General features: G+C 57.0%; 19 protein-coding genes, 1 pseudogene and 1 riboswitch. Of the genes and pseudogenes, 10 read left to right on the top strand and 10 right to left on the bottom strand.

The window, feature by feature from the left end; translation table 11 throughout:
• Window positions 1-330 precede the first annotated feature (330 nt).
• From ACO06F_RS16880 to ACO06F_RS16870, 3 genes are read left to right on the top strand one after another with little or no spacing between them, the layout of a single operon-like run.
• Complete coding sequence (locus tag ACO06F_RS16880; protein ID WP_421693892.1) at window positions 331-1,002, top strand: hypothetical protein; 672 nt, start codon at window positions 331-333, stop codon at window positions 1,000-1,002.
• Between the two features lie 15 nt (window positions 1,003-1,017).
• Entirely contained in the window at window positions 1,018-2,472 is a 1,455-nt protein-coding gene (locus tag ACO06F_RS16875; RefSeq protein ID WP_421693891.1) for a site-specific DNA-methyltransferase, read from the top strand.
• The gene (locus tag ACO06F_RS16870; protein WP_421693890.1) at window positions 2,465-3,208 is read left to right on the top strand and encodes a DUF5681 domain-containing protein; all 744 of its coding nucleotides are present in this window, start codon (window positions 2,465-2,467) and stop codon (window positions 3,206-3,208) included. The genes ACO06F_RS16875 and ACO06F_RS16870 overlap by 8 nt, the downstream gene beginning before the upstream one ends.
• A gap of 498 nt (window positions 3,209-3,706) precedes the next feature.
• Here ACO06F_RS16870 and ACO06F_RS16865 read toward each other — a convergent pair whose 3' ends face one another.
• Genes ACO06F_RS16865 through ACO06F_RS16845 form a run of 5 tightly spaced genes read right to left on the bottom strand, consistent with a single transcriptional unit; the run spans window position 3,707 to window position 7,978 of the window.
• Complete coding sequence (locus ACO06F_RS16865) at window positions 3,707-4,468, bottom strand: ABC transporter ATP-binding protein (protein ID WP_421693889.1); 762 nt, start codon at window positions 4,466-4,468, stop codon at window positions 3,707-3,709.
• On the bottom strand, window positions 4,465-5,544 hold the full coding sequence (locus ACO06F_RS16860; protein WP_421693888.1) for a FecCD family ABC transporter permease: 1,080 nt from the start codon (window positions 5,542-5,544) through the stop codon (window positions 4,465-4,467). Before ACO06F_RS16860 ends, ACO06F_RS16865 begins: the two co-directional genes overlap by 4 nt.
• Complete coding sequence (locus tag ACO06F_RS16855) at window positions 5,541-6,257, bottom strand: hypothetical protein (protein ID WP_421693887.1); 717 nt, start codon at window positions 6,255-6,257, stop codon at window positions 5,541-5,543. The genes ACO06F_RS16860 and ACO06F_RS16855 overlap by 4 nt, the downstream gene beginning before the upstream one ends.
• Window positions 6,250-6,888, bottom strand: coding sequence for a hypothetical protein (locus ACO06F_RS16850; protein ID WP_421693886.1), 639 nt, complete (start codon window positions 6,886-6,888; stop codon window positions 6,250-6,252). Before ACO06F_RS16850 ends, ACO06F_RS16855 begins: the two co-directional genes overlap by 8 nt.
• 1 nt (window position 6,889) lies before the next feature.
• Complete coding sequence (locus ACO06F_RS16845) at window positions 6,890-7,978, bottom strand: ABC transporter substrate-binding protein (protein ID WP_421696710.1); 1,089 nt, start codon at window positions 7,976-7,978, stop codon at window positions 6,890-6,892.
• Between the two features lie 391 nt (window positions 7,979-8,369).
• Window positions 8,370-8,583: riboswitch (cobalamin riboswitch) on the top strand.
• A 50-nt stretch (window positions 8,584-8,633) separates the two neighbouring features.
• Here ACO06F_RS16845 and ACO06F_RS16840 point away from each other — a divergent pair.
• The 7 genes and pseudogenes from ACO06F_RS16840 to ACO06F_RS16810 form a co-directional block, all read left to right on the top strand.
• Window positions 8,634-9,317 (top strand): energy-coupling factor ABC transporter permease, encoded by a 684-nt coding sequence (locus ACO06F_RS16840; protein WP_421693885.1) that lies wholly within the window; start codon window positions 8,634-8,636, stop codon window positions 9,315-9,317.
• Window positions 9,318-9,570: 253 nt separating this feature from the next.
• Window positions 9,571-10,755, top strand: a complete 1,185-nt coding sequence (locus ACO06F_RS16835) for a patatin-like phospholipase family protein (RefSeq protein WP_421693884.1) — start codon at window positions 9,571-9,573, stop codon at window positions 10,753-10,755.
• 870 nt (window positions 10,756-11,625) lie between these two features.
• Entirely contained in the window at window positions 11,626-12,021 is a 396-nt protein-coding gene (locus ACO06F_RS16830; RefSeq protein WP_421693883.1) for a hypothetical protein, read from the top strand.
• A 260-nt stretch (window positions 12,022-12,281) separates the two neighbouring features.
• A complete protein-coding gene (locus ACO06F_RS16825) occupies window positions 12,282-13,898 on the top strand; it encodes a DUF1254 domain-containing protein (protein ID WP_421693882.1) in 1,617 nt (538 codons plus the stop codon).
• 325 nt (window positions 13,899-14,223) lie between these two features.
• Entirely contained in the window at window positions 14,224-14,691 is a 468-nt protein-coding gene (locus ACO06F_RS16820) for a bleomycin resistance protein (protein ID WP_421693881.1), read from the top strand.
• Window positions 14,692-14,748: 57 nt separating this feature from the next.
• Complete coding sequence (locus tag ACO06F_RS16815; protein ID WP_421693880.1) at window positions 14,749-14,874, top strand: hypothetical protein; 126 nt, start codon at window positions 14,749-14,751, stop codon at window positions 14,872-14,874.
• A gap of 93 nt (window positions 14,875-14,967) precedes the next feature.
• A pseudogene (locus tag ACO06F_RS16810) lies at window positions 14,968-15,036 on the top strand (hypothetical protein); the annotation flags it as partial.
• A gap of 202 nt (window positions 15,037-15,238) precedes the next feature.
• Here the strand turns inward: ACO06F_RS16810 and ccoG are convergent.
• The 5 genes from ccoG to ACO06F_RS16785 all read right to left on the bottom strand — a co-directional run bounded on the left by ccoG (window position 15,239) and on the right by ACO06F_RS16785 (window position 19,036).
• The gene (ccoG, locus tag ACO06F_RS16805; protein WP_421696709.1) at window positions 15,239-16,789 is read right to left on the bottom strand and encodes a cytochrome c oxidase accessory protein CcoG; all 1,551 of its coding nucleotides are present in this window, start codon (window positions 16,787-16,789) and stop codon (window positions 15,239-15,241) included.
• A 115-nt stretch (window positions 16,790-16,904) separates the two neighbouring features.
• Window positions 16,905-17,147, bottom strand: coding sequence for a hypothetical protein (locus tag ACO06F_RS16800; RefSeq protein WP_421693879.1), 243 nt, complete (start codon window positions 17,145-17,147; stop codon window positions 16,905-16,907).
• Between the two features lie 142 nt (window positions 17,148-17,289).
• Window positions 17,290-17,826 (bottom strand): SCO family protein, encoded by a 537-nt coding sequence (locus tag ACO06F_RS16795; protein ID WP_421693878.1) that lies wholly within the window; start codon window positions 17,824-17,826, stop codon window positions 17,290-17,292.
• A gap of 3 nt (window positions 17,827-17,829) precedes the next feature.
• Window positions 17,830-18,387: a DUF2244 domain-containing protein gene (locus ACO06F_RS16790; protein WP_421693877.1), complete on the bottom strand. Its 558-nt coding sequence runs from the start codon at window positions 18,385-18,387 to the stop codon at window positions 17,830-17,832.
• 175 nt (window positions 18,388-18,562) lie between these two features.
• Complete coding sequence (locus ACO06F_RS16785) at window positions 18,563-19,036, bottom strand: copper chaperone PCu(A)C (protein WP_421693876.1); 474 nt, start codon at window positions 19,034-19,036, stop codon at window positions 18,563-18,565.
• Window positions 19,037-20,099 lie beyond the last annotated feature (1,063 nt).

The raw sequence follows: 20,099 nt of genomic DNA, 5'->3' as shown, positions 1-20,099 counted from the left end.
TTCACCATCCTTTGCAACGGCTTATGATGATTTGCTGGCGGTGGACGCAGTCCACTGCGAACTCGTCTCTACAGCACATTTCCCTGCGAGCAGGGAATTCAGCAGCGATTGTTCGAAGAATGTACTGCTTTTGCCACTATGGCGACGTAAGAACCATCGATTCCTCCGGCCTTTCTCTGATATTTCCCTGCCCCGCCTTGCAGCGAATTTTTTGTTGCAGAACGGGGAAGCACTGTGAATGAGCAGCCAGTGAGCGCACCGACGACCTGGTCTGTCACCACCTACGTAGCTTCCTGAATCTCAGCGTTGGCCCAATCATTGGTGTTGACGATGTCTTTTGAAGCGTCTATAAATGCTGTTATGAACTTCCGGCGAAACCAGGTGTCTTGGACGGTCGCGAGGATCCTCTCTGAGGATCCCTCCCCCGCTTTCGAGCGTGACATCGCCATGAAGGTGCAGAGGCTGATCGACAGGGACCGCGCCACGGAAACCGCGTCATCTCATACCGCCCGCGCCTTTCTGGAAGAAGACGGGCCGGGCAAGGGGACGGTTGTCGAGTTCAGTGAAGAAGCGGTGTTCCTTCTCCTGCTCGGTGTGCTGTTCCTTGAGAGCGGGCTCACCCAGTCGAGGGTAATTCGCCTGATACGTGACCTAAGAACAGAGCTTTGCGAGCACCAACAGTGGATTCTCACCTTCGTACCAGCGTCGCTCAAAGGTCAGAGGACGGACGCTGCCTGGAAACGGGATATCGAACGGAGGCACTTCGCAAACGATAAGGGGCATCTGACATATTTGGTTGCTTCCGGCAATCTGGCGGATCCTGACGGCGAGATGACTCACAGACTATGCAGGAAACATGAACAGATGGCTGAAACGGTGGGAGCCCTCTCGCTCGGATCCGGGCCTGTGATCGTTATCGAACTCACGAACAGAGTCCTTCAAACACGCGACTGGCTGTCAAAGGCCCCCAGGATTACCCGCGGCCGTCGCTCCACTACCTGAAAGAAGAGAATGAGAATGAAAAAGACTTCTGCTGGTCATTTTGAAGCATCGATTGACGCTTATCATATCGCTGGTCACAACCGAAATCCCGGCCGACTTCCTCTCGAAATCACCTGGCGCAAGCTGTCTGATTTGAAGGATTACGAAGGTCATTCGCGCCGCCATTCGCATCACCAGATCAGGAAAGTCATCAGGAGCATCTCCGAGTTCGGCATTGTCGTCCCGGTCCTCGTAGATGCCGATGATGTCATCATCGCCGGACACGCCCTGGTGGCGGCCGCGAAAAAGCTCGAGTTGGCCGAGGTGCCCGTCACCGCAATCAACCATCTTACAAAGGTTCAAGTGCGGGCTCTTCGGCTGGCACTCAACCGCCTGGCTGAGGACGGTACCTGGGATGAGCAGGCCCTGCGGATCGAGATCGAAGGGTTGGCAATCGACGCACCGGACATCGAGATCACCAGCACAGGCTTCGAGATGGCTGAGATCGACAGGCTACTCATTCTTCCGGGCGCGGGCGACGAGGACGAGGTGCCCGCCCTGCCCGAGAACCCAACGACCCGCGTGGGTGATCTCTGGAAGCTCGGAGATCACCGCATGCTTTGTGAGGACGCACTGAAGGCGTCAAGCTATGAGCGATTGCTCGGCGGTGACAAGGCACAACTGATGTTTGCGGACCCGCCGTACAACGTAAAGGTGCAGGGTCATATCCGCGGACGGGGGAAGGTCCGCCATGACGAGTTCGTCATGGCGAGCGGCGAGATGGACCCGGCCGCATTCACCCGCTTCCTCGAGAGCTTCATGTCTCATGCCGTGACCCATAGTCATCCTGGGGCGTTACATCTAGTCTGCATGGACTGGCGGCATCTGGAAGAGTTGCTCGCCGCAGGCCGAGCAGCTTACCAGGATCGACTCCAGAACCTGATCATCTGGGCCAAGGAAAATGCCGGACAGGGTTCTCTCTACCGCTCGCGCCATGAGCTGATCGGCTTATGGAAGGTTGGCGATGCCGGGCACGTCAACAATATCCGGCTGGGCAGACACGGTCGCTATCGTAGCAACATCTGGTGCTATCCTGGGGCGAACAGCTTTGGCAAGGGGCGCGACGAGGCACTGGCCCTGCATCCGACTGTGAAGCCACTTGCGCTTGTCCTTGATGCCATTCTCGATCTCTCTAACCGCGGCGACGTTGTCATGGATCCGTTTGGCGGCTCAGGCACTACGCTGATTGCTGCCCAAGAAGCAGGCCGCAAGGCTCGCCTCATCGAACTCGATCCCCGCTATGTAGACGTAGCGATCCAACGTTGGCAGCAAAGGACCGGGGAGTCTGCAATCGAACTCGCGTCCGGCATGAGCTTCGCGGAACTCGCACGAGAGCGCCGTCAGGAGACGCCACCAGACGTTCGAGACGATGCACATGGGCCAGAACATTCCACTGTTTTCTCAACCACTCAGGAGAACACCGGTGTCTGAATCCAATTCCGACAACAAGCCGCCAAGGCGCAGGCCGTCCCATCCGGCCGGAGAGACACCATATAGAGTAGGTTACAAGAATCCGCCCCGAGAGCACCGTTTCAAGCCGGGACAGTCCGGCAATCCAGCGGGCAAGCGCAAGAACAAGGTGTTTAAGCTGATGGTTGACCCGATCATGCAGATGATTCACGATGAAGCCCATCGGCCCGTAACGGTTCGGGAGGGGAGCAAAACAATTCGGCTCTCCGCGATTCAGGCGGGCCTTCGCAACGCGATGATGAAAGTCGCCCGAGGAGACAGATTGGCGATAAAAGACACCCTCGCCTTGCTCCGTATCGGACAAGCCGATCATACATCACAAAAGAATGAGCTGTTTAAGTCGGCAGTCGAGTACAAGTATGACATGGAGAGAGAACTTATCCGTCGAGCGGAGGAAGGCATCGATGCGCCTGATCCGATTCCCCATCCCGACCATATCATCATCTATCCGCGCACTGGTGATGTACAGTTCGTTGGCCCTCTCGATGAGAACGAAAAGGCTAAACTCGAGAGCGCCAAGCAAAGTTATGAACATCTGTCTGCACTGATCCAGGACCGTGAGATTGACCTCACAGAGACCCACAGCCCCGAGGAAATGAAGAAGATCGCTTCCTGGATCAAACAGTTGAAAAGGACGCTAACTCGTCTCGATCATTCGATTGCTAGTCTCGATCCAACTTGGAAGAAAAACGAATAGCGTAGAGAGAAAGAGCCGCACTGGCTACCTTTGCGCGTCCGATCGTTTGGCTGGCGGAGCATTTCAGCACAGCCAAATCGACATCAATCCCGACCGAAAACCCATTTCTTGTTCGGACTTTTCACGACTTGTGCGTGCCGGCGATTTGAATCGGGCGAAAGCGTGATGCGATTGTGTTTTGGTCCGGCCCACATCCCAACCACATTGTTGACAATTCGGGGATCCAAGCCATAGGCGTCACCCAGCTTCGGCCGAAGGCGCTCGGGCAAATAGGTTCGCGTCAGGACGGAGCTTGGGCAAAGCGATTTGACGGTCAGCCTGGACGTCGGAATTAGCCTTGGCATTGCCGCCAGGACGTTGGCTAGGACACACCACCGCAGCTATTCATTGAATCGTTAATTTTCAAAGCTTTATGACGATTTTGCTAGCAGAGGACGAGGGATTCGAACCTCGGTCGTGCTTGCACAGCCTATGGTCTCAAAACCGCCAGCAATCAGTTCACAAACCGGCGATGGATGAATAGTTGGCGACGATGTGTGCCGAGGGGCCCTTGCTCGCGCAATAGTCCAACCGTTTCATAGATATACCATAAAGATCCGAAAGCTTGCGCTCGGTACACATGGTCTCTACGGGGCCTTCCTCGCCACTTCCTGAACCGTGCAAGAGTACAACCCGGTCGGCAATTTCCAGCGCGTGCGTCGGCTCATGTGTGGTCATGACGATTGTCAGGCCCCGCTGCAATGTCAGGCGGCGCAAAGTGGAAAGCATCAGGGCCTGGTTGTGAAAATCAAGTGCTGAAGCCGGCTCATCAAGGAGCAGGATATTCGCCTCCGATGCAAGAGCCCGGGCAATCAACACAAGTTGTCGTTCGCCGCCCGACAGCGTGGTAACTGACCGTTGGGAAAGAGAACCAAGACCGATCAGATCAAGCGCTCCCCGCGCCTGTTGGCGATCAATTGCGGTTGGTTTGGAGAAGAGCCCGACATGCCGCGCTCTTCCCATCAACACGACATCGAAGACCGAATAACCAAACGCCGGAGTAAAGCTCTGCGGCACGTAACCAATGGCTCCGGAACAACGAACGCTTCCTGCGCCAGGCGCGAGGAGTCCAGCAAGACACTTCAGCAGCGTTGTCTTGCCATTGCCGTTTCGCCCCAGCAAAGCCAGCGTCTTGCCCTGCTGCAATGAGAAGGAGAGACCGGAGAACAGCCACGGTGCGGCAAGCGAATGTCTGAACCCCAAGTCGCGTACGTCGATCATTGCTGCAAGCCGTCGGATTGATTGCGATGCAGCAACACCATGAAGACCGGCGCTCCGACGATGGCCGTCAACACGCCCAACGGAATTTCGGCGGCAATCAACGAGCGTGCCAACAGATCGACCAGCAGCATGAAGCTGGCGCCAAGAAGGGCCGAAGCCGGTAACAGAATGCGATGATCCGGACCGACGACGGCTCGCGCAAAATGTGGGATAACCAGCCCGACCCACCCGATGATGCCAGAGTTCGCAACGCTGGCCGCGGCTATTCCGGTGACGCAGCTGAGCGCCAGCCAGCGGGTTTGCTCGACATCAAGCCCAAGCGCCTTGGCTTCCTCGTCCCCCATCGACAAGATGTTGATGCGGAACCGCATTAGCATCAGCGGAATGGCCAGCAGTGTGATGATGGGCACCATGTACATGGCTCGCTCTGGCGTAGCGCTGGCAAATGAGCCCATCAACCAGAAGACGATGGCCGGCAGCGTGTCGTTGGGATCTGCGAAATAGGTCGCCAACGAAACCAGCGCCGAAAACAGCGCGGACACGACGACACCGGAAAGCACAAGCATCAGCACCGAAGAGCGGCCGGCTCTTCGGCTCATCAGCACAACGAGGACAAGCGCTGTCAGGCCGAGCGTGAATGCCATCAACCACAGTGCCAGCGCGCCTAGACCAAGCAGGATAGCGGCAACCCCGCCGAAGGCCGCCCCTGAGGACACCCCGATCACATGCGGATCGACCAGCGGGTTGCGGAAAACGCCTTGCAGCACGGCACCACAAAGCGCCAGGCCGGCGCCGACCGTGCCACCGATCAACAGCCGGGGAACGCGCACCAGTTCGACAACCCGCCAAACAGATTCGGACACCCCATTGCGACCATCGCCAAGCCCCAACCAGCCCAGGACAAGCACCCGAAGATCATTGAGACTGACCGCATAGCGGCCGAGCGATAGCGACGCGACCACAGAGACGATGCAGAGAACAACAAGGCCCGTCATGATAAGAACAGTGTTGATCGATAGGTCACGCTTATGTCCGGACCAACCAATGGCGATGCGGCCTTGTGAGCTTTTCGTCACAGCGCTTCTACGGTATTAGTTGCAGAATCCAAGTTGACTCGTGACCGTGGTTCATCCGAAAACAACAGGGCGTTCAGGATGTCATGAAACAGATTTGGTTGATAACGGGGGTCGGAGCAGAATTGCTCGATGTGATCACCATTGTGCATGAACACCTTGCCGCCACATGGCATGCGCCACACCCAGTCTACGGGCCCTTCGTCGATCATACCATCGGCCGCCGGTCCACCAATGAGGCACAATAGTTGGGCACCTACTGGTGGTACCGTGTAACCCCTTGAGTATTGCCCGAGAATACCCTCGTGCCGGTGGAAATTCTCGAAATCCATGCGCCCAAAATAGGCTCCTGGCTGGGCGGGACGAATCATCCAGTTGGTAAACGGCCTGGGGCTCACGGCCTTGAAGACCGAAAGGCACGGAAGCCACGGCAAGGTGATGTGGCCATTGATCAAGAAATGACCACCCGATGACAGATAGTCGACAAGTTTGGCTTCGATCGACTTGAGAAATATCTGGTCGTGCGATCCTGAGACGAACAGCACATCAACCGTCTCCAGGTCATGTTTTTCTAGTTCGTAGATGTCGATGCCACTGTAGCGCCAGGTCTGTGGCACGAGGCCGCCGATACGGTCCTTGTTGTAGCTCCGCGTTGACTGAGTGTAGAGCAGATGCGGCCTCGGGCCGCCGCGAAATCCGGCCTGACGCTCATCCACGGCTTTGGGCCTCGGCCTTAAGCCATGGATAAAACGCGTCAAGAAACCGCGTTGTTGCCGGCATGAAGCGGCGCCCATGATGCGTATGCGGATCAATTGTCGATGCGATCAGCCGGCCACCACCCGCCACGTGTTGATCATACATCAGACAGCCTTCGTCGTTGTCGAGATTGAGAATGGGCGTGGCGTCAACCGGAAGGCGAAAGGCGCCGAAGAAGTGCCAACACATTGCCGGGAGCGGAATGGACCGGGCCAGCGGATGCAGCGGTTCAGGCTGATAGGCTTCCATTCGGCCGCCCGGCTTCATCCACCATTTCCAGTCCTCTGTCTGTCGTTCGAACCACTGGACCTCAACCACCTTGAGCCACTCATCCATGCGGTTGGGCTCAAAGACCACCAGAAATCCACCACCCGCCAGATAGTCGTTGAGGCGTAGGGCGTGCTGTTGCAGAAGTCCCTGATTGGAGAAATCGGGGACCACCAAGATCTTGAACTCCGAAAGATCGACCTCATCAAGTTTGCGGAGATAGAGTTCCGCATCGATATAGCGCCTGTAGTCGAGATAGCATTGCAGTTGTGGGCCATCGCCCGAGGAAATAAAGCCGATATCCTTCAAAATCTTGCCAGACACATCAGTTCGTTGCGTTAAATGATTCTTGGTAGCCCGAGCTTTTGCCGTTCCAGTTCATCTGCAGCAATTGATCGATCTGCGCGGCGCTCAGTTCCTTGCCGTAAAGAAGCTTGAAGCCATCAACAAAGGCAGCGCGGATGTCGACATTGAACAGGTCAGGATAGCCGATCTCCGCGAACCAGAGGTAAGCGAGCTCACCGCCAGCAGCGGTGGCGGGATCAACCGCTGGCGTCTTGTAGACCCGCCCCTTCTTCACTGACTCTAAGCCGGCCAGGACCGGATGTTCGAAGATGTCGGCAGGTTTCACCGCGTCGTTATAGTAATTCACAAAAACGATGTCGGGATTCCATTGCAGCAGTGCTTCAGCTCCGACCTTGACCGAACCTTCGCTGAAGCCGGCTTCGGTCGCCGCATTGGACAGTCCGGAGGCAGAAAAGTACGCCTCCTCGCGGCCGAAAACGACGAACTCGTTGCCGTTCATACTGTCGATAAAGACAATGCGCGGCTTTGGTTTTGCCGCAGCGGTAAGGACAGAGGCAATATCCGCGACGGTTTTGTCTTCCCAGTCCAGAAACACTTTGGCGCGATCTTCCTTGCCGAGAATTTTGCCCAGCATGGACACATAGCCGCGCCTGGTCTCGCGGGATTCGGTGCTTACCGTCGCAACCTTGATGCCGGCATTTTCCATAGGTGCAACGCGCTCGTCACCCTTGGCTTGCCACTGGATGACGACGTCAGGTGCCGCCTTCAGGATTTCCTCGACGTTGGGAATGAAGTTGGGTGCCACTAGGTCGGTGCGGATGTTGGCGATTTCAGGAAACAGCTGGCCGATGACGCCCTTCATCAGGGCCGACTGCGCGCGGGGGTTGATTGCCATCAGGCGGTTAGTTCCGCCGTCAATAGCAATCATTGCTTCGGGAATGGGCAGCGGGAAGATCGCCACTTGCTTGACCGGGCTCTGGATTTCAATCGCGTGACCGCGCGAATCGGCAACCGAAATCGTGTCCGCGTTTACCTGCCCGGTCGTCACCGACAGCAGCGCAAGTCCAGTGGTCAAGGCAATGAATTGCAGGTGCATGGGCTTCAGCATGGACACTTAGGTGTCTCCCTCAGACGGAAATTGATGGCATTGGGCACATGTTTTATAATTCCGATAAAAATAGTCAACTATTTGTTGGAGGCGAGTTAGACAGGGGCAGGACTAGCAACAAGCCTACTCTGCCGCTTCCGTAGCCCTTCGTCGCCCTGCCCGCGGCGGTAGGCGTCGTTTTTGGGTGTGATGTCCTCGGCAGACATCGGCTTGGCGATCACTGGCCTTTACACGACCCTCCGTTACCCCCTGATGCCAAGCCACGGGATGCTGCTGATCCGTCACGCAGGACAAGCAGTGGACACTGCATAGGCTGTTACGCTCAGAAGTTTGATATTCCGTTCGAGGCCCTTGAGCGCACACTTCCACTTGAAGGCCCATCGAAGTGTAGGGTAATCTCTCTGAAGATGGTGTCGCGTCGGCCAAAACTGCCGCGGCATAATAGGGAACACGGTGAGGTAGACCCCAGAGGGGCCAAATCCGTGGCTGCCCACGCAACTGTCAGCGGAGAGAACTTCTGCAGACGCCACTGGCCGATCGGCTGGGAAGGCGCAGAAGGTCAAAGACCCGCAAGCCAGGAGACCTGCCATCGCACACCGCGCGTCAAGCGCCAACCTGAGCAATACTGCACGATGGGTGCAGAAGGGAAACAGACATGCATATTGAACCTGGCGTCGTAGACGGCAGCAAAATCATCCTGAGCTATGCGACGGCAGTCGCGGCTTTCGGCCTCGCAGGCAAAATGTCCGCGGATTCTGCGCGCAGGGATGGCGCGCGAGCTCTCCTGGCTCGGTCAGTCATTGCAACTGCACTAGTGTTCAGTTTCTTCGAGCTCCTGCCGCACTATCCGGTCGGTGTTTCTGAGGTCCATTTGATCTTGGGGTCCACGCTGTTTCTCATCTTTGGATCCGGACCGGCGGCAATCGGCCTTTCAGCGGGTCTGCTCATACAAGGTGTCTTCTTCGCACCTTTTGATCTGCCGCAGTACGGTATGAACGTTACAACGTTGCTCGTGCCGCTTTATGGGGTGAGCTTGCTGGCGAAGCGGATCATCCCGGAAAGCGTCCCCTATGTTGATTTGAAGTATCGTCAAGCCTTGGCGCTTTCCACGGCTTATCAAGGCGGCATCGTCGCCTGGGTCGCATTCTGGGCACTCTACGGTCACGGCTTCACCGCACAGAACCTGAGCAGCATCCTTTCGTTCGGCGGGGCATACATGCTGGTGATCCTGCTTGAACCGCTGATTGATCTCGCAGTACTTGCGGGCGCAAAGACACTTCGCCAACTGCAACAGTCAATCCTCGTACAGCAGCGGGTTTACAGCGCATCCTTCTCGTAAAGCAAAAATGCGGGGCGGCAGTTAGCTGCCACCCCGTGCACTCTGTAAGTTATAGTGCGAACGACAAAGAATTCTGGAAAGATGCCCATGCCAGCGAGCGCCATCGCGCCGCCGGCGACACGTGAGGCTAACGATCCGGCCGCAGGCTGCCCAGCCGTTCCTGATGCAATCGTCACCCTGGCCGACACCCTCGATACCAAATTATTGTTTCCGAGGCCGCCGATGCCAGAATATAACGGCCAGGCAATTGGGGATGTATGCTGCGTTGCGTTTTATCCGATATCATTTCGTCTTCCTTCTGGGATTGGCGCTCGCTGCGTGTGCAGGGCCTACGATCGATTCGCTGCGCGAGCCGGTGCCGGAGCCGCTGATCAGCCGCACTGAACTCCCGGGTTATGGCCGGATCCGCTACTGGGGTGATGACGGCGACGCTCTGACAAGCGCCGCGCTGAACGAGATTGCCGACCAGCAGAGGGTCGATGGGAACTCGTCCGCTACACGGAATTTTCTGGCCGTGTCGGGCGGGAGCAGCAACGGCGCCTTCGGCGCAGGCCTTCTCGCCGGCTGGACACAGGCAGGAACGCGTCCCGAATTCTCGGTCGTGACGGGCGTTTCGACCGGGTCCCTCATCGCGCCCTTCGCGTTTTTGGGGCCGTCATATGACGATAGGCTCACTGAGGCATATACCGAGATTTCGGGTGAGGACGTCTTCCGAAGAAGACATGTTCTCAGGATACTCGGTTCAGTATCGGCCGCCGACAACACGCCCCTCCGCAACCTCGTCGCTCGCTACGTAACCGACGAGATGGTAGCCGACATCGCGAGGGCGAACAGCCAGGGGCGAAGGTTGCTCGTCGGCACGACCAACCTCGACGCCGGTCGCCCCGTGGTTTGGGATATTGGGGCTATCGCTGCAAGCGGAGTGCCAGGACGCAGGAAGCTGATACAAGAAATTCTTGTTGCTTCTTCATCGATCCCTGGCGTCTTTCCACCGGTAAAAATCACCGTGGTCGCTCAGGGCAGGACCTTCGACGAAATGCACGTCGATGGTGGCACATCCAATCAGGCGTTTTTGTTCCCATCTAATTTCTCGGTGAAGATGCGGGACACCCGGCTTCAGCACCAGGGCGTCAAACGGACCCTGTTCCTGATCCGCAACGGTAGAGCAGTGCCGCAATATACAATGGTTAATCCGAGGCTTTCTTCGATCGTGGGTAGGTCGATTAGCACGCTTATCATGTCCCAAGGCGTGGGTGACCTCTACCGCATATACGCCAATGCGCAACGTGACGGAATCCTCTTCAAGGCTATCTGGGTGCCAGAGAGCTTCACGATGAAGGAACCGGCGCCTTTCGATCCGAACTTCATGAGGGCGCTTTACAAGGTGGGTTTCGAGATGGGTCGGGGTGGCATTCCTTGGGCCATGCAACCGCCCTAGCGTTGCATCAAAAGATTAAATTACGAGTAACTCATGTTGATGAGAACGCCCTTATCTCTAGCGCGTGAGCACGAATAATATTAACGCTTTGGCAATTCAGAAACTCAGAGGTCGACCATGTTCACATTGCTCAAGCGGATTTCTATCATTGGATCAGTCCTGGTGGCTTTTGCAGCGTTTGCGCCCCCTGACGTCTCATTCACCACTGAAGCATCCGCAAACGTTTCGGCCCAGCGCAGCAGGCAGTGCTCACAAGAGGCCCGCCGCTTTGCCGACCGCAATACCAGGCGCACCACGGCAAGGGGTGCGGCGGGCGGAGCTGCCATTGGAGCAGTTGCTAGCCAAAGCCGCCGAAACACCGGGCGGAATGCAGGGCGCGGTGCGCTCATCGGCGGCGGAGCGGGCCTTTTTGCATCCACCAATCGCTGGAACGTGTACTACAATTATTCATATCGCAATTGCGTGAGACGGTAGTCGGACGCCCTCCTGGATGGCTGTTGTTAAGGACACGACATTGGAGAATTCCAGTGGCAACAAGCTGACGATACCCGGGAGCTGTGGGGCCCTGGCGAGGAGTGGCAGCGTAGGCAGCCAAGAATACTCCTCGGCGGTTGAAACCCGACCTGATCCTCTCAGACCACCTTCTCCGCAAATAGGCAGGACTGCGGCAAACATTTTCAAACGGGCGAGTTGGCCCAAAACCATTATAGAATTGGAATTCAAACCACCTTCGGCCTCGATGAATTTGCGCCCCCATGTCACTGTTCTTCCAGGTCGATGGACAATCTAAATTTGTCTGTGATTTAGATCACATTCTCTCGCGAAAATGTATGCTTTTGGAAACTCGCATATTGAGCATGAAGTAATGCGATGCGGATCCAAAGCCCCCTTTCCCACCTCTTCGGACTTTCTGACTTGCTGACTCATGAAGCCGACGAAGGCTTCTGCGAACGGATTAACGGGCTTCTTAAGGAGCACCTGACCCCAGAAGACTATCATCGCCTTCGTCTGCTCTTAAGCCGGGGTGCAGCGACCCAGTGGCGGCCCTTCGTTGAGGCACCCAAGGGCGATATTGACGTACTGGCCTTCCGAGAAGATGCCGGGGCGTTCACAGCCATTCATGCCGACAAGGATGCTTTCACCGTCACGCCCACAAGGGAACCGACTGGAGATGGAGTTTGGTTCAGCACAAGCGGTGAGGATTTGTCCCGTCATCTCCCCACCCATTTCATTCTGCTTTCTTCACTAGGTAGCCCAGAGGAATAGACCCTCTCAACAAAACCCCGCAACATTGCGGGGGCGAGTTGGTCACAAGCAGAGGTACCTGAGAATGATATACAGGTGGTAACATTTCACTGAAGCAGAATTGCCCAGCTATTCGTCGCGACGAAGACCGCAGGCACTCAGATTGCCAAATTCCCACGCCCAATGGTACTGGTGGTGGCACCCAGCTTGTATATACTCATTCGAATTAAACCAGATGGCAGATGACGCACCGGTCACGAGTGCGATCGGAGGAATGTACCATGGCAGATCGCGTCAAATTTCCAAGATCGATGACGCTGCTTCTAGCGTCTTCACTATCGTTCGCATCTGTATTGACGGCGCAAGCGGCTCCTCCAGTCCAGATCACGACTCCGGACAAGGTCGAAACTCGCATCGGCGTCCTGGACTTCAAGGATGGTGTGCCGAGCAAAGAGACGATCGAGAAGATTTACGACAATCTTGATTTCACACATGCCTTCGAAGCGTTCGTCAATACCTATCAGGGTGTGAGCATCGCGGCATTGCACAAGGGTTTTCAGGACGCCGGGGTGAAGGATAACGAAGTCCTTATCTTCTCAGATCTCATGGACGCGAAGTCGTTGTTCCTGACGGCAAATGCCGACACGATTTACTCTCTCGGGATGCTCGATCTCACCAAAGGCCCGATGGTACTCGAAGTTGGACCCGGCATGCTTGGTGCGATTGACGACCAGTGGTTTCGCTGGGTCATTGACCTAGGTTCGCCTGGGGCCGATCGGGGCCAAGGAGGGAAGTACCTCATCCTACCGCCGGGATACGAAGGAAACCTGCCGGAGGGTGGCTATTTCGTTGCTCACGCCAGAACCAATTTCGTGATCTGGTTTGCCCGCGCCTTCATGGAGAACAATGACCCGAAGCCCGCGGCGGCAAAGATCAAAGAGACGCTGAAAATCTATCCGTATCAAGCCGGTGGATATGGCACGCCTGTTGCGGAATTTCTCGCCGGAAGGACTAAATTGGGCCCGATTTCCTCGCCTCCTTCGACTGTGTTCCACGAAGGAACAGGGAAGGAAATGAACACCATCGCACCCAACGACTATTCCTATTACGAGTGGCTCAACGAAGTGGTGCAGCAAGAGCCCGCGACTGCGCTCGATCCTGAGCTGATGGGGCCGATCGCGGCAATCGGCATCGTGAAGGGAAAGCCGTTCGCGCCTGATGCCCGGATGAAAAAAATCCTCACGGAAGCGGTGGCACTCGCCAACGCCACATCGCGCACCATCTTCATGGCCCCTCGTGCCGCTGACTGGTACTACTATCCCGGTTCCGCCTGGGTAAATCAGCTATTTGTCAGTGGCTATGAGTTCGAAACGCCTATTCCGGAAGTGACGGCCGAAGGCGTGAAGCCGTTCCCGCCGACGGGCTACCGCTTGCTCGATTCCCGCACATCGTTCTTCTACGGGGTCACCGGCATTACACCAGGCATGGCCATGCGTGTGCCAGGGATCGGATCGCAGTATCTCTGGTCGCTGGTCGATGCTGACAAGCAGCCCTTCGATGGCGCCAAGACCTACAAGGTCACCCTGCCGAAGGACATTCCCTTCGCAAACTTCTGGTCATTCATCCTCTATGACAACCAGACCCGATCGATGCTCGATACTCCACAGCGCTACCCACGTGCGGGAAGCCAGAGCTACCCGTCTCCTGCTGCTGAATCTGACGCGGACGGCACAACTACTGTGTGGTTTTCGCCAACGCAGCCGGAAGGCGTCAAACGTGGCAACTGGATCCAATCCACTCCTGGAAAGGGTTTCATCCCATGCCTCCGGCTATACGGGCCGCTTGAGCCGTTCTTCACGAAGACCTGGAGACCCAGCGAAGTGCAGTTGGTAAAGTAGTCCAACATGGAAAGCCTACCTGCACTCCCCTGCCGATGGCCCTGACCCTGTGGCGAGGAGAGCTGCAGCTTAGCAGCGCCGCCCAGGCTGTGTAGTGGGCTGCACGCTGAAATTCACTGGTACCAGGCGCCTGTACATCATCGAATAGGATCCTGAGCAGGCTCGACCCTTTGGCCGAATGACGCCACAGCCGGAGGCTGTTGCGCAGCCCTCGGCAGTACAGTGCCATTCACGAGCAGTGTACTGACGCCCGGTTGCACCTACAGAAGTCGGTTACTTGTAAATCATCAGACACTACGGTTGAGACCAACTTTGTGGAGCGAGCATGATGTCACCTTCCCCAACAACCCCATCCAAGTTCACGTACGCCCGGCTGGTGCCCGAACTGCTCGTAACAGACGTCAATGCTAGTCTCCATTTCTGGCGCGATCTGTGTGGATTCAGAGTCGTCTACGACCGTCTCTACGAGGGCTTTGCCTACCTTGATTTGAATGGAGCACAAATCATGCTGGAGGAGCGTGACCGTGGCCGAAACTGGATTGTCGGTCCAATGGACTCTCCCTTTGGACGAGGCATCAACTTCCAGATTGAGGTGCCAACAATCGATCCACTTCTGGCATCCCTAGCATTGGGAAGTTGGCCGCTCTTCATGAAGTCCGAGAAGAAATGGTATAGGACGGGCGGCCTTGAGACTGGAGTTCACCAGTTCCTGGTTCAGGACCCGGACGGCTACCTTATCCGTTTTTCGGCAGAATGCGGGCAGCGCCAAATTTCATCTCTCCCTACCCCCTGATGCCACACCATGGGATGCTGCAGATCCCTCGCCCAAGCCTGCACAGGCATTCACAAGATGGTCGATTTCGTGCTGACACCGGGCATCTACACCATGCAAGTCGCAGCGAGCGATAGGCCCGAGACGATGGTGCTCATCGTCAGCTTACATCACTCGATCTTGGGAGAGCCGGCGAAAGAGTGATGTGCGCAGGCACCACACCTGCCCCTTAGCCCATCAGGCGTGGAGACCGGGGCTGCCATCACCATCAAGCTCAGCTTCTGAGAATGGGACGGCGCATTCGGCGATGCCGGGATGGCCACAGCGTTCCTCGAACGCCATAGTCATCACTGTCGCATCTTTTAAACGACAGACGATAGCCTCCGATGCAAGGCTGGCCCGGCAAAGCCCGCTGCGCCAACTATAATCCGGGTCACTTCTCAGTGAAAACCCTGGGTCGCCTTTCAGGGCACACCAACCATATGCAGGTTTCCGTTTCGTTCGCCACTTCTGCCACCAGGCAGTCAGCCGATATTCCTATCGCGATGAGCCCTAACTGATAGGACCGTCAACTCTTTTTATAGACATGATGTTTATTCCTGTCCTCGGGGCCGTGGAAGAGTGCGTCATAGGTGGCGGTTTCCGCGGGGATGTCACCCTTGGGATTCAGCTCTTCGATCTTGAACAGGAAGCTGCTTCTTTCATGTTCGAGTGTTTCGTGGTCGGCTGTCGATACATAGATCTTCACGGCTTTGAGCTTGTCCGGCTCGACGCCGATGTCGAAGCTCGTGCCCTTGGCGGCGGAGTCGCCCACCATTTCCATGGTGGCGCCGGGAAGATCGGCGACTGACAGGCGGAAGCTGCGGGGCTCCTGGCGCTTGTTCAGAATCTTGACGGTGTAGCCGTTGCGGATTGCACCATCGGAAAGCGTAACGTAGAGCGGGTTTCGGTCCGCCACCACATTTACTTCCAGCTGGCTGCGGTGGAGGAGGGTGAAGAGCATCGCAAGCCCCACCCCAACCCAGACGGTGAAATAGATCGCGGTGCGCGGGCGCAGCAGGTGGCGCCAGTTCCAATGCTCGTTTTTGCCGGCGACATTGGCCGCATAGAGTTCCGAGGTCGAATAGCTGATGAGGCCGCGCGGCTTTCCCACCTTGTCCATCACCGCATCGCAGGCATCAATGCACAGCGCACAGTTGATGCATTCGAGCTGGTTGCCGTCCCGGATGTCGATTCCCATCGGGCAGACGGCGACGCAGGCGTTGCAGTCGATGCAGTCTCCCACCTTGAGGCCATGCGCCTCGGCCCGCTTGCGGCCGGCCATGCGGGGCTCTCCGCGCCAGGCATTGTAAGTGACGATGAGGGATTCCTCATCCAGCATCGCGCCCTGGATGCGGGGCCACGGGCACATGTAGGTGCAGACCTGCTCGCGCATGAAGCCCGCGAAGGTGAAGGTGGTGGCCGTCAGGATCGCGATGGTGAAATAGGCCACCGATGAGGCCTGGCCGGTGAAGAGCTCGCGCAGCAGCGTGGGCGCATCAGCAAAGTAGAACACCCAGAAGCCGCCCGTGGCGATGGCGATCAGCAGCCAGATGGCCATGGTGGCGCCGCGTTTCCACAGCTTGTTGAAACTCCACGGCGCGGCATCGAGCTTGATGCGGGCGTTGCGGTCTCCCTGGATCTTGGTTTCGACCCAGATGAAAAGATCCGTCCACACCGTCTGCGGGCAGGCATAGCCGCACCAGGCGCGGCCGAAGAGGGAGGTGACCAGGAACAGCCCGACACCCGCCATGATGAGCAGGCCCGCGACATAATAGAATTCCTGCGGCCAGATCTCGATGAAGAAGAAATAGAAGCGCCGGTTCGCCATGTCGATCAGGATCGCCTGATCGGGCGCGTCACCCGGCCTGGTCCAGCGTAGCCATGGAGACACGTAGTAGATGCCGAGGAGGAGGATCACCAACGCCCACTTGAAGCGACGAAAGCAGCCGTGCGCGGCTTTCGGATGGATCGCCTCGCGCGAGGCTAAGAGCGAGCGGTTATCGGCCTCATTGACCGGGGTCGCATTCTCCCTGTCGAATTCCTGCGGAGAGTCGACCGTATTGATAACCTCAACCATCATTCCCCCCGAAAGGCACTCTCGGACAGAGCCCCCCAGCTCACCAAGTCAAACTTGTTGTCGGAAATTGTTTCTGTCGGAAAGATACACATCAATCCTTAGGCGGTGTGATCATCTATCCGGACAGAGGACTGTCATCTCTCGTGATATCAAAAATAACCATGAACATCACGACAACTGCAGTCAGCATGACTGCGATAAATGCGCGAAAGCCGAAGGCTGCCACTGCGAGTACAAACGCCATGACGAGATTTCCGCAAAACACGTATCTGGCTTCATCGGGGCCCTCGAGCGCCTCGCGAACGATCATTCCCAGAAACGGGACCCAATAGAGTGATTTCAAAATTGCCTTGAGCATAAGTTATTCCTTCATACTTGATATTGACTTTCCCTGAGACGCCGAGGGCAGCGCGATGCCTCTACTGGGAGGTTTCGGCCAGAACCGCCCGAAGCTTCTTGTCACGGGTCACCGATGCCGTGCCGTATGGGATCATGTCTGCCTAGTGCCCATCCTCGTCGAACAGGTAGACGAGGGCCGAGTGGTCCATCGTATAACTACCGTCGGATGTCGGGACCTTCGCGTAGAAGATCCGGTACGCCGAGGCCAGCGCCGGAAGCTGTTCAACGGTCGGCACGAGGCCTTCCATGCGGGAATCGAAGTTCGAGAGGTAGTCCCGCAAGCTCTCGGCGGTATCGCGCTCGGGATCAACCGTCACGAAAAACACCCTGAACCCGTCCGCCAGTTTGCCGAGTCGTTCGAGGCTGCTGCTCATTTCGTATAGTGTGGTCGGACAGACTTCCGGGCAGTGGGTGAACCCGAAGAACAGTGCATAGGGCTTGCCGATGAGAGTTTGCGAGTCAACCATGCCGCCCTTTGACGATGCGAGGACAAACGGCATTCCGATGTCAACTTTGGCGTCCTTGGCCGCGTGGTCCGCAAGCATGTACAGATAGCCAAGCGCGGCCACGGCCACGACCGCCAAGACGACAATGGGTAGCAGAAGACGGTAGGATTCGCGGTTTTTTTGCATTTTCATGTCTCAGGTCGTTTCAATCCGGACCCCAAGACCACGCCTCTTGAGTTCGGAAGCAAGTGCATCCGACAGGGACGATCTCTCGACAGGCGAAAGCTCGGAGGCGATCTCGAACCTGCGTCCATTCTGTACGAGTTCGAGTCGGAGGCATCCGTAATCGCTGTCGAACTTTCGGCTGAGAGTCAGTCCAAAGGCTGGAAACTCAGCAGTCGCAATGATCTCGCCATTTCCCCGGCGCTGCACCGAAGTCAGTCGCCCGTTCCTGAACTGAAGCGTCTCGGTTCTCCGCCTGTCCTTTCGGCACGCGATGAAGGCCCCGATAAGGAAGGTTCCGTCAAACAGTGCAGCAACGGCTGCGACCCATACACCGTTCATCACGAAGTACAGCTGGGCCGCAACGCAAATTGCAAGGATGGACAGGATGAACAACAGGAAGGCCGGATCGGACAGAGAACGATGCGGGGTCATGACAAATCCGAATTCTGCGTCGCCACAAGTATCGATTAACGATCGTTGATCTTGCTTTGACGTCTTTGCGGATTCACGCCAAACGGCACGTGTCATGGGTTCGCTTTCCTGTCTTGAGAATGAAGTGTCCGTCACTGCACTGAAGCCACACCCTGGTTAGTCGGATGGATCGAACGAATAGGCCGGAGGGAAGGAAGAAAGGGGGTCCTTCCCTCCGGCTCTCGGGTGACAGCTAGCCCGAAAGGGGTTTCGGCCAGCAGGTCATCCAAGATCAGTCCATTCCGGCATTGGGGGCCATGACGTCATAGTCGACATCGACGGTACCGGCCTTCTCGAACGTGAGAGTGCCGGTTATGGTTTCTCCCTCCTTCACCGGCGCCTTCAGGCCCATGAACATGACGTGCAGCGACTTGGGCTTGAGTTCCACGGTCGCTCCAGGTGGAATGGCGATGCCGCCGGGAACTTCCGACATCTTCATCACGTCGCCTTTCATCTTCATCTCGTGAAGCTGGACGGTCGAGGTGATCGACGCAGTCGCCTTCACCAGCCTGTCCTCTTCCTTGCCATTGTTGGTGATGGTCATGAAGCCGGCAGCGACGTCAGCACCCATGGGGGATTGCCTGGCCCAGGGATGGCTGATGGCGATGTCGCCGATTTTGATTTCGTGGGCCTGCGCGTCAGAGATTGTGAATAACGCTCCCAAGGTAAGGGCAGAGGCAAAGGTGATTTCCTTGAACAGTTTCATGTTGTTTCTCCAGAGATGTGTGTCAGGAATTCTTGACGCCGGCTTCCTTCAGCCGCTTGGGAAGGAGGAAGTCGATGACGGCGAATGCGAAGATGGCGAGGCCGCCCAGCGAGAAGGCAAGGCCGGCGAGCACGGCGATCACACTACGGCAAGGGTCAACCGACAGCCGTGCGGACAGAGTCGGGTGCTCGCCACGGCATCAGTCTGCGGCAGGGTAACTGCAATGGACATTGCTTCCTCGTGATCAATGATGAGCAGGCACGCGCCACGTGCGCGAACCATAAGTGCTGCTGTTCAGATCAGGCGAGGGAAGGAGGGCCGCGTGGCGGGCTGTCGTCGGGCGGGATGACGTGCTGCGGAGCACGCGCCGTGCGCAGCAGTTGCGGCACGGCGTCGTCACCTTCCGTGCTGGAAACCGCCAATCCATGCAAAGTGGGTTCTGGAGCCGTCAGGCTGTTGGCATGGGTGATGCAGAGAATGCACTGTCCGTGATGGTCAGATTGGTCACCTGACGGAGCCGGTGTCTGACGGTTCGCAGAGCAGACTGAAAAACTAAGATCGTGCGCGAACTGCGCCTCAGCGCTCAGCGCTTGCTGGGGAGGCAGGCCGCCAAGCAATGGCAGCAACAGGAGTGCTATCGCCAGGCAAACAATCGCCTGACGAAACCGTCTGAATGTGTTCAGAACCCGCTTCCCCATGCTGCATACGAGCCACAGCGCGCACGGCGCGTCAAGATTGAAAGCGCGGGATAGGGGCCCTGGCCCCATCAACCGGGGTCCAGCGTTCCAAAAAACGCAACCAGAAGAATGACAAGCGTACCAAGTGCGATTTCGCCGCAGGTGCCGCGTAGGAAGGCCCTGGAGGCTCCGGCGGGATTGAGGTGAAGAGCCGGAACATAGTCAGGACCAGAGCGATCTTGGCCACGAGCAGGACCTGGTAGAACGTCGGCCATCGCGACTCCGACCGAGAATGAGGACCATATTAGTGACGCCAGTAGCGAGTACTACCGCCACAGTCAGATGGCCGAAGAACGAAAGGCGGCAAAGGGTGGCGCCGGCGTCGG

It is taken from the genome of Aestuariivirga sp. (assembly GCF_965227715.1).
In the GTDB taxonomy this organism is placed as follows: Bacteria; Pseudomonadota; Alphaproteobacteria; order Rhizobiales; family Aestuariivirgaceae; genus Aestuariivirga.
This window is presented reverse-complemented; position numbering and strand designations above follow the sequence as displayed.